Raw genomic sequence first — 13,861 nt, 5'->3', positions numbered from 1 at the left:
CATTCGAACGTCGCATTCTGCCCGCGGCGCCGGGCCCAGCGGCGACGCGCCGGTGTCATTTGCGCTTCAGCCGGGCAAACAGGCCGTTCGACCGTTTGGCTCTCTTCGCCTCGCCGCGGCCGGTGAGGACGTGGGCGATGTGCTGGAAGGCCTCGATCGCCGGGTGCTTGACGTCGGTCTCGGCGATCATGCGGCCGTTGTTGGCCGCCGTTCCGAAGGCGCCGGGGTCGAAGCCGATCAGGGCGATGGGCTCGAGGCCGAGGGGTTCGGCAAACTCCTCCGGACTGATCTCGGGACGCTTGGGAATGTTCAACTGGTTCAGGACCAGATGCGGCGGCTTGTCGTTCGGCCGGGAACGGGTCAGCGTATCGACGAGGTTCTTGGCGTTGCGCAGATTGGCCAGATCGGGCGTGGCGCAGATGACGATCTCGTCGGCCCGCGACAGGACACTTCGGGTCCAGTCGCTCCAGCCATGCGGCACGTCCAGCGCCACGACCGGCGTCGAACGCTGGGCGATCTCGATCAGGGCGGTGAAGGCATCGACATCGAAGTCGTAGGTGCGGTCGAGAATGGACGGGGCGGCGAGAAGCGACAGATGGTCGGCGCATTTCGACAGCAGCCGGTCGAGAAAGACATCGTCCAGCCGGTCCGCCGAGAACACCGCCTCGGCGATCCCCTGCGCGGGGTCCTGGTCGAAATTGATGTTGGCCGTGCCGAAGGGCAGGTCGAGATCGGCGAGCACCACGTCGCTGGAAAACAGCTGCGAGATCGACCAGGCGACGTTGTGGGCCAGCGTCGAGGAGCCGACGCCACCCTTGGCCCCGACAAAGGCGAAGGTGCGACCGATCGGCGGCGCGTCATCGGCCACGTACAGCCGGCCGATCACCGCCATCAGGTCCGACATGGCGATCGGGGCGACGAGATATTCCGAGATGCCGCGTCCGATCAGTTCGCGGTAGAGCGCGACGTCGTTGTAGTGACCGATGACGACGACCTTCGAGCCGGGATCGCAGACCTCGGCGAGGCCGTCCAGCTCGCCGACGAGTTCGCCCGGTGCGGCCTTGGATTCGAGGATGACCAGATTGGGCGTCGGGGCGCCGGCATAGTGTTCCGTCGCGGCGCGCACGCCGCCCATGTGGACGCGCACATGCGCCTTGGCCATGCGGCGGTCCTCGGCGGCCCGTTCGATCGGCTTGGCGACGCTTTCGGTCTCGCAGAAGGCCTGGATGGAGATCCGCGGCACGGGCCGGATCGCGTCCATCGCCGACGTTTGTTCGCCGGCAAAGCTCGTCGCTCCGTCTGCCGCTTCGCTGGTCAGTCTGCTCATCGTCGTGTCCCCGACTACCAGTCGTACGTTGATTCGGTGATGGGCGCCTGCGAGGCCGTCGTGTTGCCCTGGCGGTAGTCGCCGAGCATGGTGGTGCGGCGTTCGGCATCGATCGGATCGATGCCGCGCGGGCCGAGCAGGTCGCGCGGGTCGGCGATCTGCGCGGCGAGGTTCTGCTGGCTGGCGCAGCCGAAATTGAAATAGTTCTTGTTCTCGTGCGTGTCGCCGAGATCCGCCGGCCAGCGTCCGCAGGCCTCGGTCTTGGCGGTCAGCGTGGCGAAGGACAGGCGGATGGGCGCCGGTCCGTCGAAGCCGGCGGTCCGATAGGGCTGGACGAGAATCCGGTCTGACCGGATGCCCGCCTTGCGCAGGGCCGCGACGACGTCGCGCGAGGCGAGTTCGGCGGCGGCAGCATTGTCGGAGCCGGACGGCAACAGCACGCGGATGGCCGCCGAGCCAGAGCGCTGGAAACGGTCGGCGAAGGTGGTGATGCGGTCGCGCGAGGCCGGCGGCAAGCGAACTTCGGAGGAGACGATCGGGATCTCCAGCACCTCTTCCGCCTCGCCGACGGTGATCGGGTGCCGGGTCCGGTAGTCGTCCGGGATCGCGCCGACCTCGATCGAGTGGCGGTCGGCGCAGCCGCCGAGGAGCGACAGCGCGGCGACGAGCGCCAGCGCGGCGCCCTTCACGGGTCCGCGGTCGAGGCGCGGCGCGGGGCTCTGAGGGGAAAGGCGGGACACGGGATCTCTCCTCGAAGCGCTCATTTGTAGATGTATCCGACGACGCCGTGGTACCGGCCGGGCGGAAGATCGGTGTCCATGGCGCCGTAGACGCGGTTGACCCGGCCGAGGAAGTTGGCGGCGCCGTCGGCGGAAAAATTCAGCCCGTCGTCCGGCCGGGCCAGCGCCTTGCGGGCGACCGGACGCACCAGATAGGGCGTGACGATGATGACAAGCTCGGTCTCGTAGCGCTGGAAATCGCGGCTGCGGAACAGCGTGCCGAGAATCGGGATTTTGGAAATGCCGGGATAGCCGGAGATGACCTGCCGGGTCTCGTCGCGCACCAGGCCCGCGATGACCATGGAGCCGCCGGAGGGCAGCTCGACCGTGGTGTCGGCGAGGCGCTTGCGGATGCCCACCGAGCCGACGCCGCCATCCCTGCCGCCGGCCATGTGGAAGGGCGACTCAAAGGTCGGCTCGGATACCGCCGTTCGCACCTTCAGGCTGATACGCCCCGGCGAGAGAACGACCGGCGTGAAGTCCAGCCCGATGCCGTAGTCGATCGTCTTGCTCTCGATCTGTCGCGAGCTCGGCGTCGCCGGAATGGTCTCGTAGATGGCCTGGCCGCTTCCATCAAAGCCCTTGAACTCCTGCCTCGCGGGCTCGCCGGGCGTATACTGCTGTCCGTCCGGCGCCGTGAACTCGCCACCGACCTTGAAGCTGGCGCTTTCGCCGGAGATCGCCGTCAGGCTCGGCTCGGCGAGCGTCTTCATCACGCCGGCCTGCTCCATGGCGTTGAGCTGGGCGTCGATGCTGCCATTGCCGATGAGGCCGGAAAGCCCGATGGCCGAGGCCGAGGCCGCCTTGCCCAGGGCAAAGGGATTGTCGCCGAGCGCACCGACGCTGATGCCGTCGATGACCGCGTTGCTCGTTCCGTTGAAACCCAGCTGCTTGATCACCGAGCGCTGCACTTCGGCGACCGTCACCTTCAGCATCACCTGGTCTTCACCCTGGATCTGCAGGAGGTTGACGATCTGGCTCTGGCGCCGGTCTTCCTGCGCCTGGCTGACGTCGCCGCCCTGCGGGCCGGAGCCGCTGGTGGCGGTCTGGATGTAGGCGCCGGTCGTCGCCTCGCCGCCGGTCAGGTAGATGTTGGCCAGCTGCACCGCGCGCGAAGCGTCCTGCGGCGTCTGCACCGTGCCGGTGAGGACGATGTTGTCGTTGAGGATCTCGACCTGGACGTCGGCGTCCTTGATGTATTTGCGGATCGAGCCTTCGAGACCGGCAATGTCGCGTTCGATGCGCAGGTCGAGCACGGCGATCTCGCGGCCGCGGGCATCGAAGACGAAGATGTTGGTCTGGCCGACCTGCTTGCCGAAGATGTAGATGCGCCGCGCGGTGCGCGTCACCGCGTCGGCGACGGCCGGATTGGCGACGAGGATGTCGTGGGCATCGACCGGCAGGTCGATCACCTTGGACTTGTCGAGGCCGAGGCTGATCGACTGGTGCACCCGGTTCACGGCGACGATGGAGGAGGAGGCGGCCTCGGCAGGCGTGGCCGCCAGCAGCGGCGCCAGCGCCGTCGTCAAAGCGAGAAGGGACGCCAGGATCGGGCGCGCGGCCGGCCGTGAACGAACCTCATGCGAAGGGAGCTTGATCGCCATGGCGCGCGTCACTTCTTGGTCGTGATGTCGCTCGTCTTGCCGTAGCGGACGATGCGGATCTTGGTGGGAGAGTTTTCGCCGGCGAGGAGAAAGGCGGCGTAACCGGGCGAGCCGGGCACCGAATCCTCCAGCGAGCGAAGCGCCAGGACCAGACGCTCGGCCATCGGCTGCGCCGCGGTCAGGGCCTCGGCCTGGGTCGGATCGACCTCGAGCGTGGCGGTCGAACCGACCACGACCTTGGTGCCGTTCTGCTCCTCGATCGTCTGGTCGATGGCCAGGACCCGGAGATTGCGCAGGATGGTCTCGGTGTCGAAGTCGCCCGTCTGTTCGCCATTGGCCCGCCGCCGGGTCATGATGACGTCGACATGGTCGTTGGGAAGAATGAAGCCGCCGGCCGAGGTCTCGGCCGAGATCTGGATGGCGAGCGCCCGCTTGCCGGCGGGCAGGATCGCCGACATGAAGCCGCGATCGGTCTTGATGAGCTTCGTCTCGCGCACGGGCTCGCCGGCGAAGAAAGACTGGCGGGCGATCGACCCCTTCAGTTCCTCGATCGCGCCGGGTCGCGCGGTCTTCAGGATGAGGGTTTCGCTGACGCCGTCCTCCGGCCATTTCTGCCAGGACAGGGCGTCGTCGACCGACATGCCCATGCCGATATCCTTGGCGGTGACGAGCACTTCGGTGAGCTTGATCGGGGGTTCGGCGGGCGAGGCGGTGATGATCACGGGCTCGACCGGCTTCTGGGCCGACAGCATCAGAGCCAGGAAGCCGGCGCCGCCGGCGGCCAGGACTGCGACGCCGAGAACGGCCAGACGCGCTATCTTCATCTCCAACCCTCAAACTATGCCCGCGATCGCAGGCCGGCTTGAAGCTTTATGAGCGATAAAACGTCAATGCATGGTTAACGAAGCCCTACCCGGGCTCAGAAATAGTTGCATTCCATTAAGGTTGATCGACATCGCCCCGAATTTTCGCAGCGCTTCGGGCGGAAGGATGTCCCAGGTGGCGGATCAGCCGCGCGTCGCTGGCCAGGTCAACATCGGTGTCAGCCGAAACGGGACGCGTCCGGAAGACCCCAAGTCTCCACGGAGGCATCCCCGCCGGGGTCACCTGACGGGGGTGAATGCCGAACCGATGCCATCGAACAGGGCGATGATGTCGGGGGACAAAAGGGTCAGGGCAGCGATGAGGGCGGTCCCAATGAGACTGGCGATCACGCCATACTCGATCGCGGTTGCACCCGATCGACTGTCCCGGAATCTTCTGAGGAGCGGCACCATCGTCTTCACTTCCCATGCGAGCGTGCGGACGCGGCTCGTGAGCCGGATCGGCGAGGGCAGAGCGGGCTTTGGCGCAGAGAGGGTGATCTCAGACGAGACCGTGAACCGCGAGGGAAACCCAGTCACTTGACGTGTAGACGGTCAGGCCGGCGGCGCCGAGACCGATACCGTAGGGAATGCCGGTTTTTCGTTCAAGGAGATGGTCGACGAAGTCGACGCCTGTCACCGGGACGAATTTGGCCCGCGCCAGGAGGATCGCCAGCGTCAGAACCCCGCCGAAGACGGCTCCAAGGACCAGATAATCCAGAAAGAGCTGCGTCGGACCGAACCATACGGCCGTGGCCGCCAGCAGCTTGGCATCCCCGCCCCCCATCCACCCGGCCGCAAAGCAGCCGAAGGCGACGACGAGTGTTGCCAGGCCTACGCCGAGATGCAGGCCGATCGAAGACAGCGGCATGCCGACCACCAGAGCCAGCACGACGAAGGCAGCCAAAAGAATGATCGACACCCTGTTGGCGATCGTCATCGACACGAGATCGGAGAACGCCGCATAGGCCATCGCAAAGGGAAAGACGACGAAGATGACGGCGGCGATCATGGACGGACCCAGCAGCGGTTCGACTTGTCCCCTCCGGCGGCGAGCGCCGTCGGAGGGGAGTAAATGCTTGATTTACTGGGTGACCTGCATCGACGTGCCGATGTCGGTAAAGGCGCTCGTGATGCTTCCGCCGAGCAGCGTGAACGCGCCGATCAAAACGGTCGCCATAATGCCGGCAATCAGGCCGTATTCGATCGCGGTCGCGCCAGACTCGTTGTTGATGAAGCGCTTGAGGGTCTTGGTCATGGAGAACTCCTTGGTGGGATACAGGGGGCGGAGAGAACATCCCGACGACGCAATCCCCGTCGATCGGATGGCCAAAACATAGCCAATCCCCGTTTCGCCCCGCTTAAGAAATACCGTTAAAATGTTCGCATCCCGCGACTCCACGAATGCAGTGAACGATTGGTGAAACGCCCAACCGGCCTTAAGGCTTCGTTTACCAGAATGCCGTTAGCCTTGCGGTCAGTTCGCAGGATGGATCATCCACCGATGTTCAGACACCACGCCCTCGTCGCCACGATCCTTGTCGCTGCGACCTCCGTGCCGGCGATGGCCAGCGAGCGCCTGCAGGTGTCGGTGGACCATGCCCGCATCCTGAAGATCGATCGGCCGGCGGCCAGCGTCATCATCGGCAATCCCTCGATCGTCGACATCACCGTGCATGATTCCCATACGCTGGTCCTGACCGGACGCTCCTACGGCATCACCAATATCGTCGTCCTCGACAGCGACGGCGGCTCAATCATCGACGAGGAGGTCGCCGTGCGCTCCTTCGAGAAGGGCACGGTCCGGATCTACCGCCAGGCGGAACGCACCACGCTCGCCTGCCTTCCCAACTGCGAGCCGATGGTGACGATCGGCGACACGCAGGCCGCCTTCTCGGCCGCCGCCGAACAGTTCAACACCCGCCAGACCATCTCGGCCGGCGGCAGCCAATAGCGGCGCGACCGCCGCGCAACCAATTGTCAAGGATTACCCTGCATTCTCGGCGGTCGACGCATCGACGCGGAGGATCGGCGACATGGCTCGCTTCGACTGCACGCTTCCGGAGAACGGTGAGCGCTCGACCGGCGGGGCCCGACGTGCCCGGTCCTTCCGCCTCGCCGGCGATCGCCGTGGCTCGGTCGCGGTCGAATTCGCGTTTCTGGCGCTGCCCTTCTTCCTGACCATCTTTGCCATCGTCGAGACCTCGCTGGTCTTTCTCGCCGAACTGACGCTCGACCAGTCCGTCGATCGCGTCGCGCGCAGCGTCCGGACGGGCGAGTTGCAGAAAGCGAACATGACGGCCGAGGATTTTCGCGCCGACATCTGCCAAGGTGTCGATTTCCTGCTCGACTGCAGCAAGCTGCATATCGACATCAGGGTCTATCCGGACTTCGGCAACCTGGACCAGCCGACCCCGGTCCAAAATGGCGACATCGACACCGCCGGCTTCGGCTACCAGCTCGGCGGACCCGAGACGATCAACGCGCTGCGCGTGTACTACAAGTGGCCGATCCACACCGACCTGATGCGGGCCTATCTGTCCGACATGGCAGACGGCTCGCACCTCCTGTATTCCATGGCCGCCTTCCGGACGGAGCCGTACTGATGGCCATCCCCGCCCGCCACCTCCCCGCCCGCCTGACCGACTTCCTGCGCTGCCGCTCCGGTATCGGCGCGGTGGAGTTCGCCCTGATCGCGCCCTTCCTGTTCGCCCTGTATCTGGGCGGAACGGAGGTCTCGATGGCGGTGACGATCAACCGCAAGGTCGAGCACACGGCCAGCACGATCAACGATCTCGTCACCCAGGCCCAGAGCCTGGGCGCGGGCGACCTGCAGGGCATCTACCAGATCTCGGCCTCGCTGATGGCGCCCTACAGCGCCAGCGGTCTGAAGATCCGGGTAACCTCGGTGTTCATCGACAGCAACGGCGTGTCCAAGGTGGACTGGTCGTGCCCGACCACGGGGATGGCAAAGCTCGCTGCCGGCGCCGGCTTCACCCTGCCGACGCAGTTCGCTGCCCTGCGCAACCGCTATATCCTGGTGTCCGAGACGCGCTTTCCCTATTCGCCGCTGACCACCTACGGGATGATCGGAGAGATCGAGATGGGCGGGACGAGCTATCTGGACCCGCGCATCGGCAGCAATGTCGCCTCGCCCTCGGGAGGCTGCGAGACCATCGAGCTTTGAAAACGCCGCGTCGCGCCCCATCTGCCATGGCGCACACGCCGCCCCGTCCGGCGCACCTGCCGGGAGAGCCGGGCCGTCGCCGGCCGCGCGCGCGACGGGATCCGTGCGGGACAGAGGACCGAGCATGCGCCGCGCCATTCTGATCGTCATGGACTCCTTCGGCATCGGCGGCGCCGTCGACGCCGAAGCTTTCGGCGATGCGGGCGCCGATACCTTCGGCCACATCGCCGCGGCCTGCGCAGCGGGCCAGGCCGATATCGGCCGCCGCGGCCCGCTTGCGCTGCCGCATCTCGAGGCACTCGGTCTCGGCCGGGCCGCCGGCACCGCCAGCGCTCCGGAACAGCCCGAAGGCCTCTGGGGCTCGGCCGGCGAGGTCTCGCGCGGCAAGGACACGCCGTCCGGCCACTGGGAGATCGCTGGCGTGCCCGTCACCTTCGACTGGGGCTATTTTCCCACGGAGATTCCGACCTTTCCCGCCAGCCTGATCGCCGAGATCATGGACGATAGCGGCATTCCCGGCATTCTCGGCGACCGCCACGCCTCGGGCACCGAGATCATCGCGGAGCTCGGCGAGGAAAGCATCCGCTCGGGCAAGCCGATCTTCTACACCTCCGGCGACAGCGTGCTGCAGATCGCCGCGCACGAGACGCATTTCGGGCTGGAGCGGCTCTTCGCGCTCTGCGGGGTCGCGCGAAAACATGTCGACCCCCTGAACATCGGCCGCGTCATCGCCCGGCCTTTTCTCGGCGAGAGCGCCGAGTCCTTCCGGCGCACCGCCAACCGGCGCGACTATTCCGTCCTACCGCCGGAAGCGACGCTCCTCGACCGCGCCGTCGCGGCCGGGCGAAAGGTCATCGCCATCGGCAAGATTGGCGACATCTTCGCCCATCAGGGGATTTCCGAGGTGCGCAAGGGCGACGGCAACATGGCGCTGTTCGATGCCATGCTCGGGGCGATCCGGGACGCCGGCGACGGCGATCTCGTCTTCGCTAATTTCGTCGACTTCGATTCGGCTTTCGGCCACCGCCGCGACGTCGCCGGCTACGCCGCGGCGCTCGAGGCCTTCGACCGTCGCCTGCCCGAATTCTTCGCCGCCCTGCAGCCGGGAGATCTCGCTCTCATCACCGCCGACCACGGCTGCGACCCGACCTGGCCCGGTACCGACCACACCCGCGAGAACGTACCGGTGCTCGGCTTTGGACCCGGGATTGCCGGCCGCGGCATCGGCCACCGCAAGACTTTTGCCGACATCGGCGAGAGCGTCGCCGCCCATCTCGGCCTGCCCCAGGGCAAGCACGGGACGAGCTTTCTCTGACGCGGCAGCCCATTCGCGCCATGGTGGCGCTTCCCGGCGTCCTGGTGCGACTAAATCCGGGGATCGCGGCCGTCTCGCGGCCTTGAGGGCGCCGCCCGGCTTGGCGGGCCGGACGTCAGGCCTTAGGGTTTTGAAAAATCACGAAGGAAAGGTCCGCGCATGGACGGCGTCACCGTCATCGACCACCCGCTGGTCCAGCACAAGCTCACCATCATGCGCAACAAGGAGACCTCGACCGCGAGTTTTCGCCGGCTGCTCCGGGAGATCTCGACGCTCCTCTGCTACGAGGTGACGCGCCATCTCGACCTGACCACCATGCGCATCGAGACGCCGCTGGTGGAAATGGATTCGCCCATCCTGGAAGGCAAGAAGCTGGTCTTCGCCTCGATCCTCCGAGCCGGCAACGGTCTCCTCGAGGGCATGCTCGATCTCGTTCCCGCCGCCCGGGTCGCCCATATCGGCGTCTACCGCGACCACGAGACGCTGATGCCGGTCGAGTACTATTTCAAGGCGCCGGAGGATCTCGCCAACCGGCTGGTGATCGTCGTCGACCCGATGCTGGCGACCGGCAATTCGGCGATCGCCGCAATGGACCAGCTGAAAAAGCGCGGCGCCTCGAACATCCGCTTCCTGTGCCTGCTCGCAGCGCCCGAGGGCATCGAGCGTTTCCGCGCCGCTCATCCGGACATCCCGATCTTCACCGCCTCGATCGACAGCCATTTGAACGAGCAGGGCTACATCGTGCCGGGCCTCGGCGACGCCGGCGACCGCATGTACGGGACGAAATAGCGGTTAACCCCGCATTCACCCTCCCGGCCATCTTTGCCGGGCGCGCCCCTCCGCCCCAGCGCCAGCATTAACGCCTTCGTGCCAGGCTCTCCCCTCGTATCGATCCGCCCGGCCCGGGCGGTGAAGGGGAGGGACGATCCTTGATCCAGAAGTTTCTGATCCTCGCCGGCGGCGCCTCGCTCCTCGCCTTCGCCTTTCCCTCGGCCTTCGAGGAATACCGGCAGCGCCAGGCGCAGGAACAGGCCGTCGAGACGGTGGTGCCCGCGCCCGCGGTGCAGGCGGCGTCGACGCCGACCTATGCCGGACGCGTGGCGCAGCTCACGGCGGGCGAGGACGGGCATTTTCGGACGGAGGCACGGCTGAACGGGCGGCCGGTGGCGGTCCTCGTCGACACCGGCGCGACCTATGTCTCGATGAACGAGACGACGGCGCGCCGGCTCGGCCTGCAGATCCGCGCCGACGCCTATCGCTACAAGGCGCAGACGGCCAATGGCGAGACCGACGTGGCGGTCGCCACGCTCGACCGCGTGACCATCGGGCGGGTCGAGGTGCGCGACGTCGAGGCGCTCATCACGCGGGGCGACGTCATGCCGACCACCCTCCTCGGCATGAGCTTTTTGAAGAAGCTGAAGCGTTTTGGCGTCGAAGAGGGGCGGCTGAACCTGGTCGAATAGGCATCAACCGAAACGGTCGATCACTGCCGGCCGGCGCTCCCCTGCCCTCTCGCCGACAGCGTAGGCGCCGCGCACCATCTCCGCCGCGGCCTCAGCCGCGGTGTCCGACCGGGCATGGACGAAGCAGAGCGGCTCGCCCGGCGCCACATTCTGGCCGAGACCGGCAAGGCCGGTCAGGCCGACGGCATGGTCGACCGGATCCTGCGGCCGCGTCCGCCCGCCGCCGAGCGCGACGACGGCGAGGCCGATGCGGCGGGTGTCGATGGCGGTGACGAAGCCCGCCTGCGCCGCGGCCACCGGCCGCACTATCGGCGCCGCGGGCAGGTAGTGATCCATGCGCGCGACGAAATCGATGGGGCCGCCGAGGGCCGCGACCATGCGGCCAAAGATCTCCGCCGCGCGGCCGTCGTCGAGGGCGGCGCGCGCCTTTGCGAGCCCGTCGGCGCTATCGGCGGCGAGCCCGCCCAGCGCCAGCATCTCGGCGGCGAGCGCTACGGTGACCTCGAGAAGCCGCGCGTCCTGCCGCGTGCCGGTCAGGAAGTCGACGGCATTGCGCACCTCGACCGCATTGCCGGCGTCCGAGGCCAGCGGCTCGTCCATGCCGGTGAGCAGCGCCGTGGTCTTCAGGCCCGCGCCGTTGGCGACGGCGACGAGGCTGGCCGCGAGCGCCCGCGCATCCTCCTCCCTCGCCATGAACGCGCCGGAGCCGGCCTTGACGTCGAGCACCAGGCCGCCGAGGCCGGCGGCGAGCTTCTTCGACAGGATCGAGGCGGTGATCAGCGGGATCGATTCCACCGTCGCCGTCACGTCGCGGATGCCGTAGAAGCGTGCATCGGCGGGGGCGAGGCGCCCGGTCTGGCCGATCACGGCGCAGCCGACCTCGGCCACCGTCTTGCGGAACAGCGCATTGTCGGGCGTGACGGAATAGCCGGGGATCGATTCCATCTTGTCGAGCGTGCCGCCGGTGTGGCCGAGGCCGCGGCCGGAGATCATCGGCACCGCGCCGCCGCAGGCGGCGACGATCGGCGCCAGCATCAGCGAGACATTGTCGCCGACGCCGCCGGTCGAGTGCTTGTCGAGGATCGGCCGGCCCGAACCGGACCAGTCGAGCGTGTCGCCGGAATCGCGCATCGCCTCGGTCAGCGCCACGGTCTCGGAAGGCTGCATGCCGTTGAAGAACACCGCCATGGCGAAGGCGGCGACCTGCCCCTCGGTGACGCGCTCGCCTTCGAAACCGGCGATGAAAGCCTTGATGTCCTCAGGCGCCAGCGTACCGCCGTCGCGCTTGGCGCGGATGAATTCCTGCGGCAGCATCAGTAGGCTCCCTTCGCGCCCGAGCGGGGCGTGCCGGCGGCGACCGCCAGGAGGTCGGCGAGAACGCCCGAGGCGCCGATGCGGAAATGCCGGGGCGTCGCCCAGCCCGCGCCGCAGAGCGCCTCGGCGAGGTCGTGATAGGCACGGGCGTCCTCAAACGTCTTGATCCCGCCCGAGGCCTTGAAGCCGGCGCGGCCGCCGGCGGCGGCGATCGCCGCCAGCATGATCTTCGCCGCCTCGAGGCTCGCATGCCTCGCGGTCTTGCCGGTCGAGGTTTTCAGGAAATCCGCACCGCCGGCCAGCGCGGCGCGCGCGGCTTTCGCGATCAGGTCCGGCTCCATCAGCTCGCCCGTCTCCAGAATGGCTTTCAAAACCGCCCCGCCGCAGGCCGCCTTCACCGTTCGCACCTGGCGCTCTACGTATTCGGGATCGGCGGCGAGCCTCTGATAATCGATCACCATGTCGATCTCGTCCGCGCCGTCGGCCAGCGCGGCGGCCGCGTCGCGGGCGGTCTGCGCGGGATCGTCCGAGCCCAGCGGAAAATTGACCACCGTGGCGATGCGGATGCCGGGCGCGAGTCCGGCCCGCGCGCCGGCGACGAAGCGCGGCCAGATGCAGATCGCCGCGACGGCGCCCTCGGGCGTTGCGGCGCGCGCGCAGAGGGCGGCGACATCGGCTTCGGTGCAGGTCTCGTTGAGATCGGTGAGATCGAGGCTGGCGATCAAAGCGCGCGCGGCCTCGGCCTCTCTTGTGTCGGTCATGTCAGGTCCTTCGATACGTTCGCACAGCCGCCGTAGCGGCTCAGAAGCGGGGCAGCGCCGCCTTCAGGATGCGGGCGAGGATCGCCCCGCCTTGCGGCGCGACATCCTTCGTCTCGGCATGGGAGAGTTCGGCCCCGGTCATTCCGGCACCGTAATTCGTCACCACCGAGGCCGCCACCACCTTGAGGCCGAGAAAACGCGCCAGGATCGTCTCCGGCACGGTCGACATGCCCAAGGCATCGGCGCCGAGCAGCCGCGCCATGCGCACCTCGGCCGGCGTCTCGAAGGACGGGCCGGAGAACCACATGTAGACGCCGCCCGGCAGGGTCACGCCTTCCGCCTCAGCCGCCGCGCGCATGTGGGCGCGCAGCCCGGCATCGTAGGCCTCGGTCATGCCGGTGAAGCGCGCGTCGGACGGCTCGCCGATCAGGGGGTTCAGGCCGGAATAGTTGATGTGGTCGTCGATCAGCATGACCGAGCCCGGCGGGAGGTCTTCCCGCGTCGACCCGGCCGCATTGGTGAGGACGAGGATTTCCACGCCCAGCGCTCTCAGCGCTTCCAGCGCCGGCCGCATCGCCGCGGCGTCGCCCTGTTCGTAATAGTGGATCCGGCCGGAGAGGAGGATCACCGGCACGCCGGCGAGCTTGCCCCAGACGAGTTCGCCGGAATGACCGCTGACGCCGCTTTGGGGGAAACCGGGGATTTCGGCATAGGGGATGCGAAGGGCCTCGTCGACGTCGCCCGCGAGCCCGCCGAGACCGGAGCCGAGGATCAGCGCGATGCGGGCCGTGCGCCCATCGAGCTGGTCCTTCAGAACATTCAGATCGACGCTCATCCCAGGCCTTCCGCAAAGAAGCCGCGCGGAAACAGGTCGCCGAGGCGCAGCGTCTCGCGCACGCCGGTCTCGTCGCAGAGATGCACCTTCGTCTCGGGCGAGCCGAACTCGGCGATGCGCTGGCGGCAGCCGCCGCAGGGCGTGCACAGCGCCAGCTTCTCGGCCAGCACCGCGACCTCGGCGATGCGCCCGCCGCCGTCCATCACCATGTGGCCGATGGCTGTCGTCTCGGCGCACCAGCCCTCGGGAAAGCTCACCACTTCCACATTGCAGCCGGCATAGATGCGCCCGTCATGGGTGCGGATCGCCGCACCGACCGGGAATTTCGAATAGGGCGCGTGCGCCTTGCGCATCGCCGAGCGCGCCAGCGCGAAAAGATCGTCAGCCATGTCGAGTGTCCTTGCCAGCGCGCC

General features: G+C 67.5%; 17 protein-coding genes. 6 read left to right on the top strand and 11 right to left on the bottom strand.

The features are described 5' to 3' along the window. Window positions 1-55: 55 nt before the first annotated feature. The 7 genes from IEX88_RS02680 to IEX88_RS02650 all read right to left on the bottom strand — a co-directional run bounded on the left by IEX88_RS02680 (window position 56) and on the right by IEX88_RS02650 (window position 5,831). Window positions 56-1,327 carry a CpaE/TadZ family protein gene (locus tag IEX88_RS02680; protein ID WP_188848998.1) on the bottom strand — a complete coding sequence of 424 codons (1,272 nt, stop codon included), beginning with the start codon at window positions 1,325-1,327 and terminating at the stop codon, window positions 56-58. Between the two features lie 14 nt (window positions 1,328-1,341). Further along, complete coding sequence (locus IEX88_RS02675; protein ID WP_244639773.1) at window positions 1,342-2,067, bottom strand: CpaD family pilus assembly protein; 726 nt, start codon at window positions 2,065-2,067, stop codon at window positions 1,342-1,344. A 20-nt stretch (window positions 2,068-2,087) separates the two neighbouring features. After that, entirely contained in the window at window positions 2,088-3,710 is a 1,623-nt protein-coding gene (locus IEX88_RS02670) for a type II and III secretion system protein family protein (RefSeq protein WP_188848996.1), read from the bottom strand. A gap of 8 nt (window positions 3,711-3,718) precedes the next feature. Then, a complete protein-coding gene (gene cpaB / locus IEX88_RS02665; RefSeq protein WP_188848995.1) occupies window positions 3,719-4,534 on the bottom strand; it encodes a Flp pilus assembly protein CpaB in 816 nt (271 codons plus the stop codon). Window positions 4,535-4,813: 279 nt separating this feature from the next. Next, window positions 4,814-4,987, bottom strand: coding sequence for a Flp family type IVb pilin (locus IEX88_RS02660; RefSeq protein ID WP_188848994.1), 174 nt, complete (start codon window positions 4,985-4,987; stop codon window positions 4,814-4,816). An 88-nt stretch (window positions 4,988-5,075) separates the two neighbouring features. Next, a complete protein-coding gene (locus IEX88_RS02655) occupies window positions 5,076-5,585 on the bottom strand; it encodes an A24 family peptidase (protein ID WP_188848993.1) in 510 nt (169 codons plus the stop codon). 72 nt (window positions 5,586-5,657) lie between these two features. Beyond that, on the bottom strand, window positions 5,658-5,831 hold the full coding sequence (locus IEX88_RS02650; protein WP_188848992.1) for a Flp family type IVb pilin: 174 nt from the start codon (window positions 5,829-5,831) through the stop codon (window positions 5,658-5,660). Window positions 5,832-6,077: 246 nt separating this feature from the next. Between IEX88_RS02650 and IEX88_RS02645 the strand changes: the two genes are divergently transcribed. The 6 genes from IEX88_RS02645 (at window position 6,078) to IEX88_RS02620 (ending at window position 10,538) form a co-directional block, all read left to right on the top strand. Then, window positions 6,078-6,527: a pilus assembly protein N-terminal domain-containing protein gene (locus IEX88_RS02645; RefSeq protein ID WP_188848991.1), complete on the top strand. Its 450-nt coding sequence runs from the start codon at window positions 6,078-6,080 to the stop codon at window positions 6,525-6,527. An 82-nt stretch (window positions 6,528-6,609) separates the two neighbouring features. Continuing rightward, window positions 6,610-7,179, top strand: coding sequence for a TadE/TadG family type IV pilus assembly protein (locus IEX88_RS02640; protein WP_188848990.1), 570 nt, complete (start codon window positions 6,610-6,612; stop codon window positions 7,177-7,179). Beyond that, the gene (locus tag IEX88_RS02635; RefSeq protein ID WP_188848989.1) at window positions 7,179-7,760 is read left to right on the top strand and encodes a TadE/TadG family type IV pilus assembly protein; all 582 of its coding nucleotides are present in this window, start codon (window positions 7,179-7,181) and stop codon (window positions 7,758-7,760) included. The genes IEX88_RS02640 and IEX88_RS02635 overlap by 1 nt, the downstream gene beginning before the upstream one ends. A 124-nt stretch (window positions 7,761-7,884) precedes the next feature. Next, the gene (locus IEX88_RS02630; RefSeq protein ID WP_188848988.1) at window positions 7,885-9,075 is read left to right on the top strand and encodes a phosphopentomutase; all 1,191 of its coding nucleotides are present in this window, start codon (window positions 7,885-7,887) and stop codon (window positions 9,073-9,075) included. Window positions 9,076-9,234: 159 nt separating this feature from the next. Then, window positions 9,235-9,864, top strand: a complete 630-nt coding sequence (gene upp, locus IEX88_RS02625) for a uracil phosphoribosyltransferase (RefSeq protein ID WP_188848987.1) — start codon at window positions 9,235-9,237, stop codon at window positions 9,862-9,864. Window positions 9,865-10,004: 140 nt separating this feature from the next. Further along, entirely contained in the window at window positions 10,005-10,538 is a 534-nt protein-coding gene (locus IEX88_RS02620; RefSeq protein WP_188848986.1) for a retropepsin-like aspartic protease family protein, read from the top strand. Window positions 10,539-10,541: 3 nt separating this feature from the next. Here the strand turns inward: IEX88_RS02620 and deoA are convergent, their stop codons facing one another. The 4 genes from deoA to IEX88_RS02600 are packed head-to-tail and all read right to left on the bottom strand — an operon-like array spanning window position 10,542 to window position 13,837. After that, on the bottom strand, window positions 10,542-11,852 hold the full coding sequence (gene deoA, locus IEX88_RS02615) for a thymidine phosphorylase (protein WP_188848985.1): 1,311 nt from the start codon (window positions 11,850-11,852) through the stop codon (window positions 10,542-10,544). After that, window positions 11,852-12,613, bottom strand: coding sequence for a deoxyribose-phosphate aldolase (gene deoC / locus IEX88_RS02610; protein WP_188848984.1), 762 nt, complete (start codon window positions 12,611-12,613; stop codon window positions 11,852-11,854). The genes deoA and deoC overlap by 1 nt, the downstream gene beginning before the upstream one ends. A gap of 40 nt (window positions 12,614-12,653) precedes the next feature. Continuing rightward, window positions 12,654-13,448 carry a purine-nucleoside phosphorylase gene (locus tag IEX88_RS02605; protein WP_188848983.1) on the bottom strand — a complete coding sequence of 265 codons (795 nt, stop codon included), beginning with the start codon at window positions 13,446-13,448 and terminating at the stop codon, window positions 12,654-12,656. Beyond that, a complete protein-coding gene (locus tag IEX88_RS02600; RefSeq protein ID WP_188848982.1) occupies window positions 13,445-13,837 on the bottom strand; it encodes a cytidine deaminase in 393 nt (130 codons plus the stop codon). Before IEX88_RS02600 ends, IEX88_RS02605 begins: the two co-directional genes overlap by 4 nt. Window positions 13,838-13,861: the final 24 nt, after the last annotated feature.

Source organism: Aureimonas glaciei (assembly GCF_014643375.1).
Lineage (GTDB): Bacteria > Pseudomonadota > Alphaproteobacteria > Rhizobiales > Rhizobiaceae > Plantimonas > Plantimonas glaciei.
This window is presented reverse-complemented; position numbering and strand designations above follow the sequence as displayed.

What these genes read in the sequence shown, in the direction of transcription:
- IEX88_RS02670 (WP_188848996.1), bottom strand. Translation starts at nt 3,710, where the DNA reads ATGGCGATCAAGCTCCCTTCGCATGAGGTTCGTTCACGGCCGGCCGCG.
- IEX88_RS02630 (WP_188848988.1), top strand. Translation starts at nt 7,885, where the DNA reads ATGCGCCGCGCCATTCTGATCGTCATGGACTCCTTCGGCATCGGCGGC.
- IEX88_RS02635 (WP_188848989.1), top strand. Translation starts at nt 7,179, where the DNA reads ATGGCCATCCCCGCCCGCCACCTCCCCGCCCGCCTGACCGACTTCCTG.
- IEX88_RS02600 (WP_188848982.1), bottom strand. Translation starts at nt 13,837, where the DNA reads ATGGCTGACGATCTTTTCGCGCTGGCGCGCTCGGCGATGCGCAAGGCG.
- IEX88_RS02650 (WP_188848992.1), bottom strand. Translation starts at nt 5,831, where the DNA reads ATGACCAAGACCCTCAAGCGCTTCATCAACAACGAGTCTGGCGCGACC.
- upp (WP_188848987.1), top strand. Translation starts at nt 9,235, where the DNA reads ATGGACGGCGTCACCGTCATCGACCACCCGCTGGTCCAGCACAAGCTC.
- IEX88_RS02680 (WP_188848998.1), bottom strand. Translation starts at nt 1,327, where the DNA reads ATGAGCAGACTGACCAGCGAAGCGGCAGACGGAGCGACGAGCTTTGCC.
- deoA (WP_188848985.1), bottom strand. Translation starts at nt 11,852, where the DNA reads ATGCTGCCGCAGGAATTCATCCGCGCCAAGCGCGACGGCGGTACGCTG.
- cpaB (WP_188848995.1), bottom strand. Translation starts at nt 4,534, where the DNA reads ATGAAGATAGCGCGTCTGGCCGTTCTCGGCGTCGCAGTCCTGGCCGCC.
- IEX88_RS02655 (WP_188848993.1), bottom strand. Translation starts at nt 5,585, where the DNA reads ATGATCGCCGCCGTCATCTTCGTCGTCTTTCCCTTTGCGATGGCCTAT.
- IEX88_RS02645 (WP_188848991.1), top strand. Translation starts at nt 6,078, where the DNA reads ATGTTCAGACACCACGCCCTCGTCGCCACGATCCTTGTCGCTGCGACC.
- deoC (WP_188848984.1), bottom strand. Translation starts at nt 12,613, where the DNA reads ATGACCGACACAAGAGAGGCCGAGGCCGCGCGCGCTTTGATCGCCAGC.
- IEX88_RS02640 (WP_188848990.1), top strand. Translation starts at nt 6,610, where the DNA reads ATGGCTCGCTTCGACTGCACGCTTCCGGAGAACGGTGAGCGCTCGACC.
- IEX88_RS02605 (WP_188848983.1), bottom strand. Translation starts at nt 13,448, where the DNA reads ATGAGCGTCGATCTGAATGTTCTGAAGGACCAGCTCGATGGGCGCACG.
- IEX88_RS02660 (WP_188848994.1), bottom strand. Translation starts at nt 4,987, where the DNA reads ATGGTGCCGCTCCTCAGAAGATTCCGGGACAGTCGATCGGGTGCAACC.